This is a genomic window from Labrys monachus, from assembly GCF_030814655.1.
GTDB classification, from domain to species: Bacteria; Pseudomonadota; Alphaproteobacteria; order Rhizobiales; family Labraceae; genus Labrys; species Labrys monacha.
Map to the genome: position 1 here is coordinate 6,712,641 of NZ_JAUSVK010000001.1, position 17,495 is coordinate 6,730,135.

Here is a 17,495-nt window from a genome sequence, read left to right on the forward strand (position 1 = left end):
CGGGATGCAGGGAGCTTCACCGCAAGGGGCGCTTCGATGAAGCTTTCGTCATCTCCCGGAAGGAGGAAGGGCGGCCGCCCCGCTCACATCGCGGCTTCGTCGTCCACGGCGCCGCTGGACGGCAGCACCACCACATGGGTGCCGACGGGCGTGTGTTCGAACAGGTCCATGATGTCCTGGTTGAGGAGCCGGATGCAGCCGCTCGACATCGACTTGCCGATCGAGGAGGGATCGATGGTGCCGTGGAGGCGGTAGAGCGTGTCGCGGTTGCCCTGGAAGAGATACATCGCCCGCGCGCCCAGCGGGTTGCCCGGGCCGCCCGGCATGCCGCCGGCATATTTGGCCGCCTCGGAATCGCGCCTCACCATGTCGGCCGGCGGCGTCCAGGTCGGCCAGACCGCCTTGCGGCGGATGGTGGCCTTGCCGTGCCAGCCGAAGCCTTCGCGGCCGACGCCGACGCCGTAGCGCGTGGCCATGCCGTCCTCATGCACATGGTAGAGGAAATGATTGTCGGGATCGACGACGATGGTGCCCGGCGCCTCGCCCGTCGGATCGGAGACCTCGCGGCGGTAGAACTGCGGGTTGATCTTGCTGAGATCGATGGCGGGAACGGGAAACCCGTTGTCCTCGCTGGCGGCATAGATGCGGCGATAATCATAGTCGCTGCCGCCGAAGCCGTCGAAGAAGGCATTGGAGGCGAGGCGCCCGGAGGAGGCACAGCCGGCAAGGAAGAGAGGTGCGCCGAAGACGAACAGACGGCGGGACAAAACGGGCATCAGAGACCTTTCCAAGCCGGGATCAATATCGATATGAGGCAAAATCACGGCATGGATATAACGGCGTTCATGGTTAAAAGTTTATTATGCGCGACGCCGTTGCCGAAAGAAATTGACGATGGGGAAGCCGCCCGCCGGGCTCCGCCGGAGAGGGCCTCGGCGAAGGCCCGCCCGGGCCTCCCCGGCGCCCCGATCGGGACCCGCCCTCGCCGGCCGGCGAGGCGGTCCGTTACGTGGAGAGGACGGAGAAAATCGCCTCAGATCCAGGGACGCGTGGCGGCCGTCTTCCGCTCGAAGCTGGCGATGTGGGGCGTCCGCTCCATGGTCTCGCCGATATCGTCGAGGCCCTTGAGGAGCTTGTTCTTGCGGGCCGGATCGATGTCGAACTTGACGGTGCCGCCGTCGGGGCCGTGGATCTCCTGGGCCTCCAGATCGACCGTGAGCGTCGCATTGGCGCCGCGGCGGGCGTCGTCCAGCAATTTCTCGAGATCGGATTCCGAGACCACAACCGGCAGGATGCCGTTGTTGAAGCAGTTGTTGTAGAAGATGTCGGCGAAGGAGGTGGAGATCACGCAGCGTATGCCGAAGTCGAGCAGGGCCCAGGGAGCGTGCTCGCGTGAGGAGCCGCAGCCGAAATTATCCCCCGCCACCAGGATCTTGGCGTGGCGATAGGCCGGCTTGTTGAGGACGAAGTCGGGGTTCTCGCTGCCGTCGTCGTTGAAGCGCATTTCCGAAAACAAGCCCGCGCCCAGCCCCGTGCGCTTGATGGTCTTGAGATATTGCTTCGGGATGATCATGTCCGTGTCTACGTTCGTGATATCCAGCGGCGCGGCAACGCCGGTCAGCGTGGTAAACTTGTCCATCGTCTTCAAACCGTTTCGCTCAAAATAAGCATCACCGCGTCTTTTATGGCTTGACGCCCGTGTCGACAAGCAATTTGGATAGGACCATGTCGGGTTTGTTGCGGCTCAATGAAGCGGGGAGGCGTGCGGTCGTCAGGGTTCTGGCGCCGGCGGAGCCGATCGTCTTCGTCACCAGTCCCGATCCCCGCGAGGCGGCGCGCGGCGCCATGCCGACTCTCGCCGCGGGCGCCCTGATCGCCGGGCTGAGCGCTCCCATCGCCTGGGTCTGCTTCCACGCGGTCTGGCAGGCGGCGACCGGCGGCGCCTCGCTGATCCTGCCGCTGCTCTTCGGTTCGGTGGCGCTGCCGGCCTTCCTGCTCGGCCTCTATCTCGTGCTGGCACCCTGGGCCGCCTATCGGCGGGCGCAGGACAGCGTGCTGCTCATCACCGACCGGCGCCTGCTGATGCTGTCGGTCAGGACCGGCGCCGCCGAGGCGCTGCCGGCGCGGGCCATCCTCGGCGTGGAGCGCAAGAGCGCCGAGCGCGGCTTCGGGACGCTGGAGATCCGCCACGAGGCCCGTGGCGACGAAGCCGAGACCATCCTGACCGGCATCGACAATGTCCTCGACGCCGAGCTCGCCATCCGGCGGCTGTCGCTCGACCATACGGTCACCATCATCACGCCGGTTCACTGAAGCGGCCCGCCCGAACCATGGCGCGTCGCATTCGCGACAGCCGGCGTCCGGTTTCCGTCTTTCCGCCGCCCCCGGCCCGCTAGCATCGATGCGATCCCCGGGAGGAAATGGACGATGGCGACGGAAGCAGTCACGGAAGTGCGGCGCGCGCGGTCGGGCCGGCGCGGGGTGCGGAGCGGGCCGGCGGCGCCCGCCTACATCACCCGGCGGATCCCGCCCTACGAGCTCCTGTCCGAAGAGGCCCTGGTGCTGGTCGAGGACCATGCCGACCGCATCCTCGAGGAAGTCGGCTTCGAGATCAGGGGCGACCAGGAGGCGGTCGAGCTGTTCAGGCACGCCGGTGCGGCCGTCGAGGGCTGCCGCATCCGGCCGCCGCGGGGGCTCGTCCGCCACATCATCCGGCGCTCCTGCCCGGCGAGCTTCGTGCAACATGCCCGCAACCCGGACCGCTCGGTGGTGATCGGCGGCGACAGCACCGTCTTCTCGCCCGCCTATGGCTCGCCCTTCGTGACCGACAGTGATCGCGGCCGGCGCTACGGCACGCTGGACGACTTCCGCAATTTCGTCCGGCTCGCCTATATGACGCCCTGGCTCCATCATTCCGGCGGCACGGTGTGCGAGCCGGTGGACGTGCCGGTCAACAAGCGCCATCTCGACATGGTGCTCGCCCATATGACGCTGTCCGACAAGGGCTTCATGGGCTCGGTCACCACCGCCCCGCGTGCCGCCGATTCGATCGAGATGTGCCGCGTGCTGTTCGGGGCCGATTTCGTCGACGCCAACTGCGTCATCCTCGGCAACGTCAACACCAATTCGCCGCTCGTGCTCGACGGCGAGGCCTCGCGCGTCATCCGCACCTATGCCCGCGCCAACCAGGCAGCGGTGTGCGTGCCCTTCATCCTCGGCGGGGCGATGGGGCCGGTGACGACGGCGGGCGCGCTGGCGCAATGCTTCGCCGAGGCGATGATGTGCGTGGCGCTGACGCAGCTGGAGCGGCCCGGCGCCCCGGCGATCCTCGGCAATTTCCTGTCCTCGATGTCGCTGAAGTCGGGCGCGCCGACCTTCGGGACGCCGGAGCCGGCGCTCGGCTACCTCGCGATCGGGCAACTGGCGCGCCGGCTCGGCGTGCCCCTGCGCTGCGGCGGCAATCTGTGCGCCTCGAAGATCCCGGACGCGCAGGCCGCCTATGAGAGCGCCAATTCGATGTGGCCGGCCTTCCTGGCCGGCGCCCATTTCATCCTGCATGCCGCCGGCTGGGCCGAGGGCGCCCTCGCCATGTCCTACGAGAAATTCGTGATGGACGCCGACCAGCTCGGGGCGTTCCACACTTTCGCGGCCGGCATGCCCGTCGACGAGAACGCCTTCGCCCTCGACGGCTTCCGCGAGGTGGGACCGGGCCGCCATTTCCTCGGCTCGGCGCATACGATGCGCAACTATGAGATGGCGTTCTACGACTTCCCGCTGTCCGACAACAATTCCTTCGAGCAGTGGACGGAGGAGGGCAGCCTCGACATCGTCAGCCGTGCCAACCGCAAATGGAAGGCGATGCTCGGCGCCTATGAGGCGCCGCCTCTGGCGCAGGACAGGCGCGAGGCGCTGGACGCCTTCGTGGCCGAGCGCAAGGCCTCGATGCCGGACGCCTGGTACTGAGGTGGTCTATTCGCCGAATTTCGGGGGTCGATCGGCCCGGCCATCCCAGATGCGCAGAATCTCGATTCGTTCAGGCCGCACCCTGTAGAGGAAAGAGAACGGCGTTCTGGGAATGACCAGTTCCCTGACCTCGGGAACGGCGGTCGTGCGGCCGATGAGCGGGGTTTCCGAAAGAAGGGCCTCGGCTGCCTTGAAGTGTTCCCTGGCCCGTTTCCGGCCTTCGGGGAAGACGTGGGCATAGTAGTTCCGCATCCACGCGATGTCGGCCGTGGTGCCGGCGAGATAGACGATCTTCATCCGTCAGCTGCGGTGCGGATGGATGTCGACCTCCGGCGCTGGCAATTCATGGTCCGTATCCCAGGAATCCATCCACCGCCCCATCGCCTCGCTCGAGATGAATTCGCCGTTTTCCGCCTCCGCCACGGCAGCTTCGATGGCCCGCCTCTTGGCATCGCGGGCATCCAGGAAGATCTCGATCGCTCTGGTCGCGAGCCAGGAGGACGAGCGATCGAGACGCCGCGCCTCTCGGTCCAGACGTTCCCTGACGGACGGATCGAGCCGGAGAGAAAAGGGCAGTGTCGGCATGATGTCCCCACATATGATGTAGTGCATTGTAGTGAGACGTCCTTCTTTGTCAAAGCCACGCCTGCAGGCTCGGCAGGCCCGTATCTGCCGGGCTCGCTGCGGTTCGATGCAGCGATCCCGGCACAAATTCGCCGCATTGCGCGGTGCGGCGCTTCGCGCTAAAGGCCTAGCATTCTGCGTTTGGGGATGAAGATGGCCGAAGCACATCATGAGGCGATGACCTCGCACGATTTTTCCGCTCATGTCGGGACGTATGACGGTTTCCTGCGCATCGCCTCGATCGGCACCGCATGGGTGCTGGGCGTCGTCGCCTCCCTCGCCATCGGCGGCACGACGGCCCATTGGGGGCTCTCCTCGTTCCTGCTCATCCTCGGAACCATCGCGTCCGTCGCGGGCATGGCCGTGCGGAGCTGGGGCTGGAGGCCCGGGGCCGCCATTCTGGTGCTGGACCTGCTGGCACTGCTCCTGCTCACGCATTGAAGGCGTGCGGCGGCGAGGAGCATGATCCGCTCCGGCCGCCACCATGATCGTCCCGCCACCGGAAGATGCCTTCCGGTGACGGGATCGCGTTCGTCCGGAGCGGAAGCCGGACGCCCATCCGGCCGCAAAGGCCGGAGGATCAAACAGAATTCGAGGAAGGGCCGATGAAGATAGCCATCCCGTCGGAAGTCGATGCGGGCGAATCCCGCATCAGTGCGACGCCCGACACGGTGAAGAAGCTCGTCGGCCTGGGCGCCAGCGTGGAAGTGGCGAGCGGCGCGGGCCTGCGCTCCGGCATCACCGACGCCGATTACGAGGCGGCGGGTGCCGCCGTGGTGCCGACCAATGCCGACGCGCTGCGCGAGGCGGCGATCGTGCTCAAGGTGCGCCGCCCCGGCCCGGAGGAATTGCGCGACTACGCACCCGACGCCATCGTGATCGCCATCATGGATCCCTATGGCCATCAGGAGGCGCTCGGCGCGCTCGCGGCAGCCAGGGTCTCGGCCTTCGCCATGGAGCTGATGCCGCGCATCACCCGCGCCCAGGTGATGGACGTCCTGTCCTCGCAGGCCAATCTCGCCGGCTACCGCGCCGTGATCGACGCGGCGGCCGAATTCAGCCGCGCCTTCCCGATGATGATGACGGCCGCCGGCACGGTGCCGGCGGCGAAGGTCTTCGTCATGGGCGCGGGCGTCGCCGGCCTGCAGGCGATCGCCACCGCACGGCGCCTCGGCGCCGTCGTCACCGCCACCGACGTCCGTCCCGCGGCCAAGGAGCAGGTCTCCTCGCTCGGCGCCAAATTCGTCGCGGTCGAGGACGAGGAATTCAAGCAGGCCGAGACGGCGGCCGGCTATGCCAAGCCGATGTCGGCGGAATACCAGCAGAAGCAGGCGGCGCTCGTCGCCGACCACATCCGCAAGCAGGACATCGTCATCACCACCGCGCTCATCCCGGGCCGGCCGGCGCCGCGCCTCGTCTCCGCGGCGATGGTGGAGAGCATGCGCCCCGGCTCGATCCTGGTGGACCTCGCGGTCGAGCGCGGCGGCAATGTCGAGGGCGCCAGGCCGGGCGAGGTCGTGACCACGGCGAACGGCGTGCGCATCGTCGGCCATCTCAACGTCGCCGGCCGCCTCGCCGCCTCGGCTTCGACGCTCTATGCCCGCAATCTCCTCGCCTTCGTCGAGACGCTGATCGACGCCAAGACCAGGACGCTGGCGCCGAACTGGGACGACGAGCTCGTCAAGGCGACGCTGCTGACCCGGCACGGCGCGGTGGTCCACCCGAATTTCCAGCCGCAGATGGATTGAGCCGGCGGGCGGGTCCGCAGGGGCCCGCCCGCGCCGCCTTTTCGCTGCTGCGGCCCGCGACCAGGCGGGTCGCGAGACCCGCCCATCCCCTTATCCCACCGGGAGGCCGCCATGGCCGACACTCCTCAGGATCTCCTCGACAAGGCCCGCGCGGCCGCCGAAGCGGCGCAGCAGGCGGCCGACATCGCCCATTCCTACGCCGAGCAGATCGCCCTCACCGTCGGGACCGCCGTCCATACCGCCACGGGCGGGGCGATCGACCCGTTCGTCTTCCGCTTCGCCATCTTCGTGCTGGCGATCTTCGTCGGCTATTACGTGGTCTGGTCGGTGACGCCGGCCCTGCACACGCCGCTGATGTCGGTCACCAACGCCATCTCCTCCGTCATCGTCGTCGGGGCGCTGCTCTCGGTGGGCGTGTCGCTCATCGGCGGGGAGCATGGCTCGCTGTGGGCGCGGGGCTTCGGCTTCGTCGCCCTGATCCTGGCCTCGATCAACATCTTCGGCGGCTTCCTCGTCACCGAGCGCATGCTGGCGATGTACAAGCCGAAGGACAAGCCGGCCAAGCCCGTCACCAAGGACGGCTCGACCCCGTCCTCCGGCCGTTGAGGAGCGGGTCATGTCGGTCAATCTCGTCCAGATCCTCTATCTGATCGCAGGCGTCCTGTTCATCCTGGCCCTGCGCGGCCTGTCCTCGCCGGCCACCTCGCGCCAGGGCAACCGCTTCGGCATGATCGGCATGGCGATCGCCATCGCGACCACCCTCGCCGTCGCGCCGCCCGCCGGCCTGTCGGGATGGCTGCTCGTCATCCTCGGCCTCGCCATCGGCGGCGGCATCGGCGCCGTGGTGGCCCGGCGCGTCGCCATGACGGCGATGCCCCAGCTGGTCGCCGCCTTCCATTCGGGCGTCGGCCTCGCCGCCGTCTTCGTCGCCGCCGGCGCGCTCTATGCGCCCGCCGCCTTCGGCATCGGTGACGCCACCTTCATCGAGCACGGCTCGCTGGTCGAGATGTCGCTCGGGGTCGCCATCGGCGCCATCACCTTCACCGGCTCCGTCATCGCCTTCGCCAAGCTCAACGGCAACATGTCGGGCGCGCCGATCATGCTGCCGGGACGCCATTTCATCAACATCGCCCTCGCGGCGCTGCTGGTGGTGCTGATCGTCGCCTTCGTCATTTCGGCACACCACCTGCTGTTCTGGCTGATCGTGCTGACGGCGCTGGTGCTGGGCGGCCTGATCATCATCCCGATCGGCGGCGCCGACATGCCGGTCGTCGTCTCCATGCTCAATTCCTATTCGGGCTGGGCGGCGGCGGGCATCGGCTTCACCCTCGGCAACCTCGCCCTCATCATCACCGGCGCGCTGGTCGGCTCGTCCGGCGCCATCCTGTCCTACATCATGTGCAAGGCGATGAACCGTTCGTTCATCTCGGTGATCCTGGGCGGGTTCGGCGGCGAAGCAGCGTCCGGCGCCGCCAAGGGACCGGAGACGCGGCCGGTCAAGCGCGGATCGGCCGACGACGCCGCCTTCATCATGAAGAACGCCTCCAAGGTGATCATCGTGCCGGGCTACGGCATGGCGGTGGCCCAGGCCCAGCACGCGCTGCGCGAGATGGCCGACCGCCTCAAGGCCGAGGGCGTCGAGGTCAAATATGCCATTCATCCCGTGGCGGGCCGCATGCCCGGCCATATGAACGTGCTGCTCGCCGAGGCCAACGTGCCCTATGACGAGGTGTTCGAGCTCGACGACATCAACGCCGAATTCGGCCAGGCCGACGTCGCCTTCGTCATCGGCGCCAACGACGTCACCAACCCCGCCGCCAAGACCGACCGCGCCTCGCCGATCTTCGGCATGCCGATCCTCGACGTCGAGAAGGCCAAGACCGTGCTGTTCGTCAAGCGCGGCATGGGATCGGGCTATGCCGGCGTCGAGAACGAGCTCTTCTTCAGGGACAATACCATGATGCTGTTCGGCGACGCGAAGAAGATGGTCGAGGAGATCCTGAAGAACCTGTAGAATTTTGGGCGCGCCGGCGTCCCGTCCGCATCCTTTCGGCGTGCGCGACGTTTCAGGAAGCGGACAGGCGACATGGCATGCCATGCGCCGGGATGTCGGCGCTCCGGGCACCCTGTCCGGAGAGATCACCCAAAAGCGGGAAAGCCATGACCGATCTCACTCTGCTCGGCGATATCGGCGGCACCAACAGCCGTTTTGCCCTGGTCAACAAGGGACGGACCGACTACCGCCACGAGCGGCATTACGAGAATGCCGGCTTCCCCTCGTTCCAGGACGCCATCGAATCCTACGTCGCCGAGATCGGCGAGCGGCCGACGGCGGGCGTCGTCGCCATCGCCGGCCCGGTGGCCGGCGACATGGTCGGACCGACCAACCTGCAGCGCTGGCTGTTCAACCCGCCGACGCTGGCGGCGGCACTGCGCTTCGTCAGGCTCGACGTCATCAACGATTTCGAGGCCGTCGCCCACGCTTTGCCGCATCTGGCCGAGAGCGACACCCGGACGATCGGCGAGGTGCCGGCCTACAGCGCCGGCGGCAACATGGCGGTCCTCGGCCCGGGCACCGGCCTCGGCGTCGGCGCTCTCGTCAGGGGCGGCTCGCGCTGGGTGGCGGTGCCGTCCGAGGGCGGCCATGCCGAGATCGGCGCCCCCTCGCGCGAGGCGTGGAGCCGGGCGCATGAGTTCATCCGCCGGCGCATCGGCCGCGTCTCCGGCGAGCATGTCCTGTCCGGGCCCGGCCTGCAGCGCATCGACGGCGCGCTCAATGCGCTGGCCGGCCATCCGGCCGAGCGCAGTGCCGCCGAGATCGGCACCGCGGCGGTCGCTGGGACGGATGCGATCGCCCTCGAGGCGGTGCATCTGTTCTTCGACTATCTCGCGCGCTTTTCCGGCGACGTCGCGCTGATGTTCGCGGCCAAGGGCGGCGTGTTCCTCTATGGCGGCGTGGTGCAGAAGCTTTCCGGCCTCATGGACCAGGCGGCGTTCCGCGCCGCCTTCGAGGCCAAGAGCCCGCTGGAGAAGTTCCTGTCGCAGATCCCGACGCGGCTGATCACCCACCCCACGCCGGGCCTCATCGGCTGCGCCGCGGTCGCCTCGCATTGGTGACGGGCGGGCGTCGCGGCAGGATGGAGAGGCCGCCATCTCGCCGCCCCATGATGAAGCGCGACGCCTCCAGCCCTTCTCCCCGCTGGCGGGGAGACGGGAAGATGAGGGGCTGCGCAACTGCATAAGGCCGATGGCGTCGGCTCCGCTCCTCACCTCTATCCTGTCCCCGCTCTGCGGGCGAGGGGACATCGGCGTCGCGGCAGGATGGAGAGGCCCCCCTCTCGCCGCCCCATGTTGAAGCGCGACGCTGCCAGCCCTTCTCCCCGCTGGCGCGGAGAAGGGGAGGATGAGGGGCCGCGCAACTGCCGTCTCGCCGCCCGACGAGACGCCCCGCCAGGACGGCGCCCGCCTTCGTCACGCGCGCTCGACCGTCTCGATGGGGCTAGCCCGCCGGTCCCGCCCGGGGCTGCGCAGCACGCGCAGCAGGATGAACGCGGCCATGGCGAGGTGGATGCCGGCATTGTGCAGATAGAGCGCGGAATCGCCGAGAAATTTCATGGCATAATAGGCGCTGACCGGGCCGAGCATGGCGCCGAGGCAATAGATGAACAGCAGGGCGGCGGCGACGCCGACCGCGTTCTCCCGCCCCGTCAGGTCGTTGGTATAGGCGGAACTGACATAATACTGGGTGGAGATGATGCCGCCCATGATGAAGCCGACGACGATGAAGGGCCAGCCCAGCAAGCGCGGGCCGGCCCAGTAGACGCCGATCTCGAACAGCGCGGTCAGCAGCGCCAGGCCGGTCAGCACCAGGCGGCGGTCGAAGGCGTCCGAGATCCTGCCGACCGGGAACTGGAACGCGGCCGAGCCGATGGTGATGGCGGTGACGAGCGTGCCGGTGGCGATGCCGGACATGCCGAGCTTGGTGGCGTAGACCGGCGTCAGCGACCAGAACGGCCCGTTGGCGAAGCCGATCAGCCCGGCGCAGACGAAGCCCACCGGCGTGGTGCGCAGCAGCCAGGGCAGGCGCATGCCGGCCCGCTTGGCTCCCGGCATCGGCGCATCGTCCCGCGCCAGCAGCAGCGGCGCGAGGAAGACCGCGACGCAGGCCGCGGCAAGGCCGAAGATGGTGAAGGCGCGCACGTCGCCGAGGCGCATGAACTGGTTGCCGACCGCCCAGCCGGCATATTGCGTGATGCTGTAGAGGCCGAGCAGGCGCCCGCGGACGCGGTTCTCCGCCTTGCCCTGCAGATAGCTTTCGACGATGGCGTAGATGCCGGAGAGGCAGAAGCCGCGCAGGAAGCCGATGGCGATCCAGGCATGCGGCTCGACGAAGGCGCCGGCCGCCGTGATCATCAGGGCGCCGCCGGCGGACGAGAAGCCGAAGGCCTTGATGTGCCCGAGGCGATGCACGAGGCGCGGCGTCAGCATGGCGCCGGCCAGCATGCCGCCGAAATAGGCCGAGCCCATCAGGCTGATGTCGAGAGCCGGGAAATGCTCCAGTTCGGCCCGCACCGGCAGCAGGGTGGTGAGGACGCCGTTGCCGGCAAGGACGCCGAAGACGGCGACGAGCAGCGCGGCGATCGAGGCATAGGAGGAACGCAAGGTCCGGACTCGGCAAGGGGAGGAAACAACGGGGTGGGAGGCGGAGCGCGCCCGCTCACGCGGGAAGGCGGGATTCGACCCTCCCGGGCATATGCGAGAAGCTGCGGATGAGCCAGGAGCGGAACAAGGCGATCTCGGGGCGGTCGAGATCGTCGGGATGGATGGAGAGGTAATAGCCGTAGCCGTCGTCGACATGGATGTCGTAGGGCCTGACCAGCCGTCCGGAGCGCATCTCGTCCTCGAACAGCACCGGGTCGACCAGCGCCAGGCCCTCGCCCGACAGGGCGTATTGCACCGCCAGCTGCGCGGTATCGAAGACCAGGCCGCGGTCGAGATCGCCCGGCGCGATGACGCCCTGGAGGGTGTGGCCGGAGAAGGTCTGGGCGGCGCGCGCGAAATTCTCCCACAGGAAGGAGGGCGGCCGGCCGTCGAGTTTCACATGAAGCAGATCGTTGGCGGCCAGGAAGGAGGCGACGTCGAGGCCCTTGCCCCGCTCGGCCACGGCGGGGTGGCACAGGATGGTCAGGCGCACCATCCACAGCAGGTCGAGCACCTGGGACGCCACGCGCGGCGGCGAGTAGACGACGGCGATATCGGCCTCGCGCTCGGCATTGCCCGGCGTCGGGCGCGAATCGATGTCGAGCTTGAGATCGGGGAATTCGGCGCGGAAGCCGCGCAGGATCGGCACGACGAGACGCTGGGCGAAGGTGGTCGGCAGCAGGACGCGCAGCGAGCGGCGCGGTTCGCCCCGCTCGCGCATGATCTCCTCCAGCGTGGTGTCGATGCGCTCGAAGGCCTTCTCCACCACCGGCAGCAGGCGGCGGCCGGCGTCGGTGAGAGAGGGCTGCGGGGGCTTGCGGTCGAACAGGGGAACGCCGAGGAAATCCTCCAGGCCGATGACGTGGCGGCTCACGGCGCTCTGCGACACCAGCAGGCTCTGGGCGGCGCCGGTGAAGCTGCCCTGGCGTCCGACGGCCTCGAAGGCCCTCAATGCGTTCAGCGGCAGCCAGCGCCTGTCCATCGCGTCCAAATCCGTTCCGTCGCCGCGGCCGGTCGCGCCGCGTTCGCTGCATCATCCAGGGCCGGCCCGCCCGTCCTGTCTCGAACGCGACGCAGACGTGACGCCTGGATGCAAATCCCCGTCGTGCGGGGGAGTAGGGATGAGAGGCGCCGGCGTTTCCCGGCCGCCGCCTCGTTTTCGACCATTGCCCGCTGCACCATAACCTTTTCCGGCGGCTCCCGTCGCCGCCCTTGTCCCGCTTTTCATGCCCGCGCTCCCGCCTTCCACAGAACCAAGGCCGCTGACCGGCATCGCCCTCGCCGCGGCCGGCTATTGCCTGTTCTCCATCCAGGACGCGACGGTCAAATGGCTGGTCGAGACCTATGAGGTGCCGCAGATCCTGTTCCTGCGCAGCGTCACCATCGTGGCGGTGGCCATGCTCATCGCGCAGCGCCAGGGCCAGCCGCCGATCTGGCGCAGCCGCAACAAGGGGAGCCTCGCCATCCGGGCGCTGCTGCTGCTGGTCGCCTGGTTCAGCTATTATTCCGCCTCGCGCTATCTCGGCCTCGCCGACCTGACGACGATGTATTTCGGCGCGCCGGTGATGGGCGTGGTGCTTTCGATGCTGATCCTGAAGGAGAGGGTCAATGTCGTGCGCTGGCTGGCGGTGATCGCCGGCTTCGTCGGCGTCGTCGTGGCCGCCGATCCCTCGGGACGGGTTGACCTGGTCCCCACCGTCATGGTGCTTTTCGCCGCCCTGTGCTGGGCGTGGAGCACGGTGCTGATCCGCCTGATCAACCGCAGCGAGAGCACCGCCAACCAGATGATCGTGACCTCCGGGCTGTTCGTCGTCGTGTGCGGCGCCATGCTGCCCTTCCTGTGGAAGACGCCGGACCTCACGGGCTGGGGCCTGATGCTCGGCCTCGGCCTCACCAGCGGCATCGCGCAATATCTGCTCTATGAGGGCTATCGCCATGCGCCGGCCTCGGCCATCGCGCCGGTGGAATATACCGGCCTCGTCTGGGCCTTCATCTACGGCTATGCGATCTGGGGCGACATTCCCAAGCCGCATGTGTTCGCCGGCGCCTTCCTCATCGCCTGCGCCAGCCTCGGCCTGGTGCTGTGGGAGGCGCGCAGCGCGAGAAGGCTGCGCGCGGCGTAACCTCCTGGGAGCGCAGGCTTCCAGCCCGCATCTTCCTGAAGCGTCGAGGTTCCAAGAGCAGGCTGGAAGCCTGCGGTCCCAGGCAAGAGCAGGCTGGAAGCCTGCCGTTCCGGGAAAGTCACCTCGGTCAGGGGCCTGCGCCGGCGATCCTACCCGATCCGCGTCCTCGCCAGCATGTCCTCGTCGGGCTCGTAGCCGAGCCCCGGCGTGTCGGAAAGCGTGATCATGCCGTCCGGGCCGACTTCGAGCGGCTGGCGCATCATGAAGTCGCGGCGCGGCAGGCTCCATTCCGGCGGATCATAGGGAAATTCGATGAAGGGCGCATCGGCGAGGCCGGCGGTGAGGTGGCAATTGGCGGTCACGCCCATGCCGTTGGTCCAGGTATGGGGCGTGAAGACCAGGTTGTTCTCCTGCGCCATCGCCGCGATGCGGCGCAGCCCGGTGATGCCGCCGACGAGGGCGGCGTCAGGCTGCAGCACGTCGAGGCAGCCGTCGCGGATGAGGTCGCGGAACTCGTAGAGCTCGCGCGTCATCTCGCCGCCGGCGATGCGCACGTCGACCATCTCGCGCAGGCGGCGCATGCCCTCGCGGTCGGAGCGGTGCAGCGGCTCCTCCATCCAGTAGACCCCCAGCCTTTCGAGCTCGCGGGCCACCGGCACGGCATCCTTGAGCGACCAGGGCGCATAGGCGTCCCACGACATGCGCCAGCCCTGGTTGCAGTCGACCATCAGCTCCAGCCGGGTGCCGACCCGGGCGCGCACCGCTTCCAGCGCCTTGATGTCGGCCCGCCAGTCGCCGCGGTGGAAGCGGATCTTCAGCGCCTTGAATCCCGCGGCGAGATAGGCCTCGGCCGCCTCGGCGAGCTGGCCGGGATTGCGCAGCGTGCCGGAGGAAGCATAGGCGGCCACCTTGTTGGACAGGCCGCCGAGCAGCTTCCACACCGGCTGGCCGGTGATCTTGCCGGCGAGATCCCACAGCGCCAGGTCGAGCGGCCAGCAGCGGCCGTAATGGAACTGGATGTTGGAGAGGATGCGGTAATGGCGCTCGATCGCCATCGGATCCTCGCCGATGAAGAAGCGCTCATGGCCGGCAAAGCCGCTCATGGTGTCGCCCGAGCCGATGCCGGTGAGGCCTTCGTCGGTGGTGACGCGCACGAGGGTCGCGTCGAAGCTGACGCGCGGCTGCGAATCCCAGCTGGCATGGAAGGGCGGGTCGAGCGGCAGGCGGTGATGGGTGATCTCGATGCCGGTGATCTTCATCCGGGTGCGCGGACGTCCCGTCCGCCTCCTCTGCAAGCGTTGCGTTTCCAGATGCGGACAGGCGGCATGGCAAGCCATGCGCCGGGATGTCCGCGCACCCGGGATCAGGCGTAGGCCGTCCACACCGTCTTGAAGTCCATGTATTTCTCGATGGCATGGGGCGAGCGGTCGCGGCCGAAGCCCGATTGCCGGAAGCCGCCGAAGGGCGTGGCGAGGGACGACTTGTCGAAGCAGTTCACCCACACCGTGCCGGCACGCAATTCGCACGTGAAGCGGTGGGCGGCGTTCATGTCCTTCGTCCAGACCGCGGCGGCGAGCCCGTAGATCGAATCATTGGCGATCCTCAGCGCCTCGGGCTCGGCTTCGAACGTGGTGACCACCACGACGGGGCCGAAGATCTCCTCCCGGGCGACGCGGTGATGCGGCTCGACCCGGTCGAGGATGGTGGCCTCGACGTAGAAGCCGCCGGTCTCCTCCATCACGCGCCGGCCGCCAGATGCGATGACGGCGCCTTCCCCGGTGCCGATGCCGATATAGCCGAGCACGCGCTCCATATGCCCCTTCTCGATCAGCGCGCCCATCTGGGCGGTGGGGTCGAGCGGATGGCCGAGGGGGATCTGGCTGTCGGCGACGGCGGCGATCTTCTCGATGAGCGCATCCTTCACCGAGGCGTGGACGACGACACGCGAGCCGGCATGGCAGGTCTCGCCCTGGTTGTAGTAGATGCCCCAGGCGATGCCGGCGGCGGCGGCGTCGAGATCGGCGTCCGCCAGCACGACATGCGGGCTCTTGCCGCCGCATTCGAGCGCGACGCGCTTCATGTTGCTCTGGCCGGCATAGGTCATCATCAGCTTGCCGACCTCGGTCGAGCCGGTGAACGAGATCATGTCGACGTCGCCGTGGAGGGCGAGCGGCTTGCCGGCCTTTTCGCCGAAGCCCGGCACGACGTTGAAGACGCCGTCCGGCAGTCCCGCCCGGCTGGCGAGGGCGGCGAGGCGGATGGCCGAGAGCGGCGACTGCTCGGCCGGCTTCAGCACCACCGAATTGCCGGCGACGAGAGCTGGGCCGATCTTCCAGGCGGTGATGATCAGCGGATAGTTCCACGGCACGATGGCGCCGACGACGCCGAGCGCCTCCTTGCGGATGACGGCGAGATCGTCGGGCCCGGTGGGGGCGACCTCGTCGACCAGCTTGTCGGCGAATTCGGCGTAATACTGGATGCAGGCGGCGCAGAACGGCACGTCGACGGCGAGCGAATTGCCGATCACCTTGCCGACGTCGAGGGTCTCCAGCAGAGCGAGATGTTCGAGGTCGTCGCGGATCAGCTCGGCGAAGCGGAGCAGGATGCGCTTCTTTTCGGCCGGCGGCTGGCGGCGCCACCGTCCGTCCTCGAAGGCGGCCCGCGCCGCCTTCACCGCGGCGTCGATATCCTCGGCGCCGCAATCGGCGACCTCGGCGATGACGCGTCCGTCGATCGGCGTGGCCTTGGCGAAGGTCTTGCCCGAGAGGGCGGAGACGGGCCGCCCGTCGATGAAGGCGCGGCCTTCGGGGTGGATCGCGGCGGCCTTCTTTTCCCAGTCGGCGCGGGTGGCGGCTTTGTCGAGCATGATGTGTTCCTGGGACCGCCGGCATCCTGCCGGCTCTTCGAAACGAAAGGCTTGTTGGAAGGGAAGAGCCAGCGGGACGCTCCTATGCGCTGACTTTGCCCGGTGAGGCGCGACGATGGAGGGGCGATCACCAGATCGCCCCTCCTGGAAACGCCGAGCCTGCTGGGAAGGAAGAGGTCGATCGGTGATCGACCCTCCAATCGCGGTCCCGAGGGTCAGGCCTGCGTCAGCACGCGCTCGGCGAAGACGAGCAGGTCCGAATCCTCGATGGTGCGCCGGTTCGAGCTCCGCATGGCGGCGTTCTCCGGCCGGGCCATCTGCTCGGCGAGCCGCTCGGGCGTCACGCCGGCGAATTCGTCGGCGAGCGAGACCTTGATGCCGACCGCGCGGACGAGCGCCTCGAACGCCGCCGGCAAGGCCGCGGCGGACGCGGCGCCCATCGCCCGGGCCGCAGCCTCGACGCGGCCGTCGTCGCCGGCGACGTTCCAGCCGAGCGTGGCGATCATGCCGAGCGCCACCGAGCGGCCGTGCTGGACCGGCCGCAGCGAGGCGAGGGCGTGGCCGATATTGTGGGCGACGGCGGTGCCGCCATTGTCGATGGCGACGCCCGCCAGCGCGGCGGCGCGCTGCAGGCCCTCGCGGGCGACGAGATCCCGTCCGTCCTCCACCGCCTGCCGCAGATGGGCCGAGGCGAGGCGGATCGCCTCATGGGCGAACACGTTGTTGGCGGCGGTGGCATTGCCGTTGGTCGCCGCCTCCAGCGCATGCACCAGCGCGTCGATGCCGGTGAAGGCGGTCAGCACCGGCGGCAGCGACAGCGTCGTCTCGGGATCGAGGATGACCTCGTCGGCCTTGAGCTCCTCGCCCCACAGCCAGACCTTGGCCTTGTCGGCCCGGGTCAGGATGGCGGTGCGCGTCAGTTCCGAGCCGGTGCCGGCGGTGGTGGGGATGACGAGGGAAGCGAGGCGCTTGCGCGGGAAGGGCCGCTTGCACAGCTCGTAGTCGACCGCCGAGCGCCGCGCCGTGGCGGCGGTGGTCGAGATCGCCGCCACCACCTTGCCGAGGTCGAGCGCCGAGCCGCCGCCGAGCGAGACCACGGCCTTGGCCTTGGTGCGCCGGGCCTGGGAGGCGGCGGCATCGGCGGCGGCCACGGTCGGATCGCCGCCGAACTCGGAGAAGACGGAAACGCCGAGCCCGGCCTTCTTCAGCGAGGCCTCGACGTCCTCGATGAGGCCGGTGGCCTTGAGGCCCGGGTCGGCCACCAGCAGGACCTGGGCGCCGGCGCCCAGCCGGGCTGCTGCGAGTTCGCCGGCGAGCTCGCGCGCGCCGGCGCCGCCGGTGATGCGCGGCATATGCGCCAATTGATAACGGGCCATGGACATTCTCGGGAAAGGGGCGGTTCGGATCGGCGCGCCGAGGATCGGATCGGTTCGCCGAAGCCGGTGTCGCCGGACATTAGCCGGGCCCTCG

The 17,495-nt window shown here is 68.5% G+C and carries 17 protein-coding genes; 8 read left to right on the forward strand and 9 right to left on the reverse strand.

The features are described from left to right. Positions 1-83: 83 nt before the first annotated feature. Positions 84-776 carry a L,D-transpeptidase gene (locus J3R73_RS30620; RefSeq protein ID WP_307436490.1) on the reverse strand — a complete coding sequence of 231 codons (693 nt, stop codon included), beginning with the start codon at positions 774-776 and terminating at the stop codon, positions 84-86. A gap of 257 nt (positions 777-1,033) precedes the next feature. After that, on the reverse strand, positions 1,034-1,639 hold the full coding sequence (leuD, locus tag J3R73_RS30625) for a 3-isopropylmalate dehydratase small subunit (protein WP_307436494.1): 606 nt from the start codon (positions 1,637-1,639) through the stop codon (positions 1,034-1,036). 86 nt (positions 1,640-1,725) lie between these two features. On the opposite strand from leuD, the gene J3R73_RS30630 reads away from it, so the two are divergent. Further along, the gene (locus J3R73_RS30630; protein WP_307436497.1) at positions 1,726-2,313 is read left to right on the forward strand and encodes a hypothetical protein; all 588 of its coding nucleotides are present in this window, start codon (positions 1,726-1,728) and stop codon (positions 2,311-2,313) included. A gap of 114 nt (positions 2,314-2,427) precedes the next feature. Beyond that, positions 2,428-3,963 (forward strand): trimethylamine methyltransferase family protein, encoded by a 1,536-nt coding sequence (locus J3R73_RS30635; RefSeq protein ID WP_307436501.1) that lies wholly within the window; start codon positions 2,428-2,430, stop codon positions 3,961-3,963. A 6-nt stretch (positions 3,964-3,969) separates the two neighbouring features. Here the strand turns inward: J3R73_RS30635 and J3R73_RS30640 are convergent, their stop codons facing one another. Next, positions 3,970-4,260: a type II toxin-antitoxin system RelE/ParE family toxin gene (locus J3R73_RS30640; protein ID WP_307436504.1), complete on the reverse strand. Its 291-nt coding sequence runs from the start codon at positions 4,258-4,260 to the stop codon at positions 3,970-3,972. 3 nt (positions 4,261-4,263) lie between these two features. Beyond that, a complete protein-coding gene (locus tag J3R73_RS30645) occupies positions 4,264-4,548 on the reverse strand; it encodes a CopG family ribbon-helix-helix protein (RefSeq protein WP_307436506.1) in 285 nt (94 codons plus the stop codon). A gap of 192 nt (positions 4,549-4,740) precedes the next feature. On the opposite strand from J3R73_RS30645, the gene J3R73_RS30650 reads away from it, so the two are divergent. The 5 genes from J3R73_RS30650 (at position 4,741) to glk (ending at position 9,452) form a co-directional block, all read left to right on the forward strand. Further along, the gene (locus J3R73_RS30650; protein ID WP_307436508.1) at positions 4,741-5,028 is read left to right on the forward strand and encodes an aa3-type cytochrome c oxidase subunit IV; all 288 of its coding nucleotides are present in this window, start codon (positions 4,741-4,743) and stop codon (positions 5,026-5,028) included. 164 nt (positions 5,029-5,192) lie between these two features. After that, on the forward strand, positions 5,193-6,335 hold the full coding sequence (locus J3R73_RS30655) for a Re/Si-specific NAD(P)(+) transhydrogenase subunit alpha (RefSeq protein ID WP_307436511.1): 1,143 nt from the start codon (positions 5,193-5,195) through the stop codon (positions 6,333-6,335). A 111-nt stretch (positions 6,336-6,446) separates the two neighbouring features. Then, entirely contained in the window at positions 6,447-6,941 is a 495-nt protein-coding gene (locus J3R73_RS30660) for a proton-translocating transhydrogenase family protein (protein ID WP_307436515.1), read from the forward strand. Positions 6,942-6,951: 10 nt separating this feature from the next. Then, on the forward strand, positions 6,952-8,349 hold the full coding sequence (locus J3R73_RS30665; protein ID WP_307436518.1) for an NAD(P)(+) transhydrogenase (Re/Si-specific) subunit beta: 1,398 nt from the start codon (positions 6,952-6,954) through the stop codon (positions 8,347-8,349). A gap of 146 nt (positions 8,350-8,495) precedes the next feature. Beyond that, complete coding sequence (glk, locus tag J3R73_RS30670) at positions 8,496-9,452, forward strand: glucokinase (RefSeq protein ID WP_307436521.1); 957 nt, start codon at positions 8,496-8,498, stop codon at positions 9,450-9,452. A 354-nt stretch (positions 9,453-9,806) separates the two neighbouring features. Here the strand turns inward: glk and J3R73_RS30675 are convergent, their stop codons facing one another. Together J3R73_RS30675 and J3R73_RS30680 are read right to left on the reverse strand one after the other, a co-directional pair. Next, complete coding sequence (locus J3R73_RS30675; RefSeq protein WP_307436526.1) at positions 9,807-10,997, reverse strand: MFS transporter; 1,191 nt, start codon at positions 10,995-10,997, stop codon at positions 9,807-9,809. Between the two features lie 55 nt (positions 10,998-11,052). Then, complete coding sequence (locus J3R73_RS30680) at positions 11,053-12,018, reverse strand: LysR substrate-binding domain-containing protein (RefSeq protein ID WP_307436531.1); 966 nt, start codon at positions 12,016-12,018, stop codon at positions 11,053-11,055. Positions 12,019-12,262: 244 nt separating this feature from the next. On the opposite strand from J3R73_RS30680, the gene J3R73_RS30685 reads away from it, so the two are divergent. Further along, complete coding sequence (locus tag J3R73_RS30685) at positions 12,263-13,159, forward strand: DMT family transporter (RefSeq protein ID WP_307436534.1); 897 nt, start codon at positions 12,263-12,265, stop codon at positions 13,157-13,159. Positions 13,160-13,308: 149 nt separating this feature from the next. Here J3R73_RS30685 and J3R73_RS30690 read toward each other — a convergent pair whose 3' ends face one another. The 3 genes from J3R73_RS30690 to J3R73_RS30700 form a co-directional block, all read right to left on the reverse strand. Further along, positions 13,309-14,454: a mandelate racemase/muconate lactonizing enzyme family protein gene (locus tag J3R73_RS30690; protein WP_307436535.1), complete on the reverse strand. Its 1,146-nt coding sequence runs from the start codon at positions 14,452-14,454 to the stop codon at positions 13,309-13,311. A gap of 68 nt (positions 14,455-14,522) precedes the next feature. Beyond that, positions 14,523-16,025, reverse strand: a complete 1,503-nt coding sequence (locus J3R73_RS30695) for an aldehyde dehydrogenase (RefSeq protein ID WP_307436538.1) — start codon at positions 16,023-16,025, stop codon at positions 14,523-14,525. Between the two features lie 215 nt (positions 16,026-16,240). Then, positions 16,241-17,401 carry an iron-containing alcohol dehydrogenase gene (locus J3R73_RS30700; RefSeq protein WP_307436541.1) on the reverse strand — a complete coding sequence of 387 codons (1,161 nt, stop codon included), beginning with the start codon at positions 17,399-17,401 and terminating at the stop codon, positions 16,241-16,243. Between the last annotated feature and the right edge of the window lie 94 nt (positions 17,402-17,495).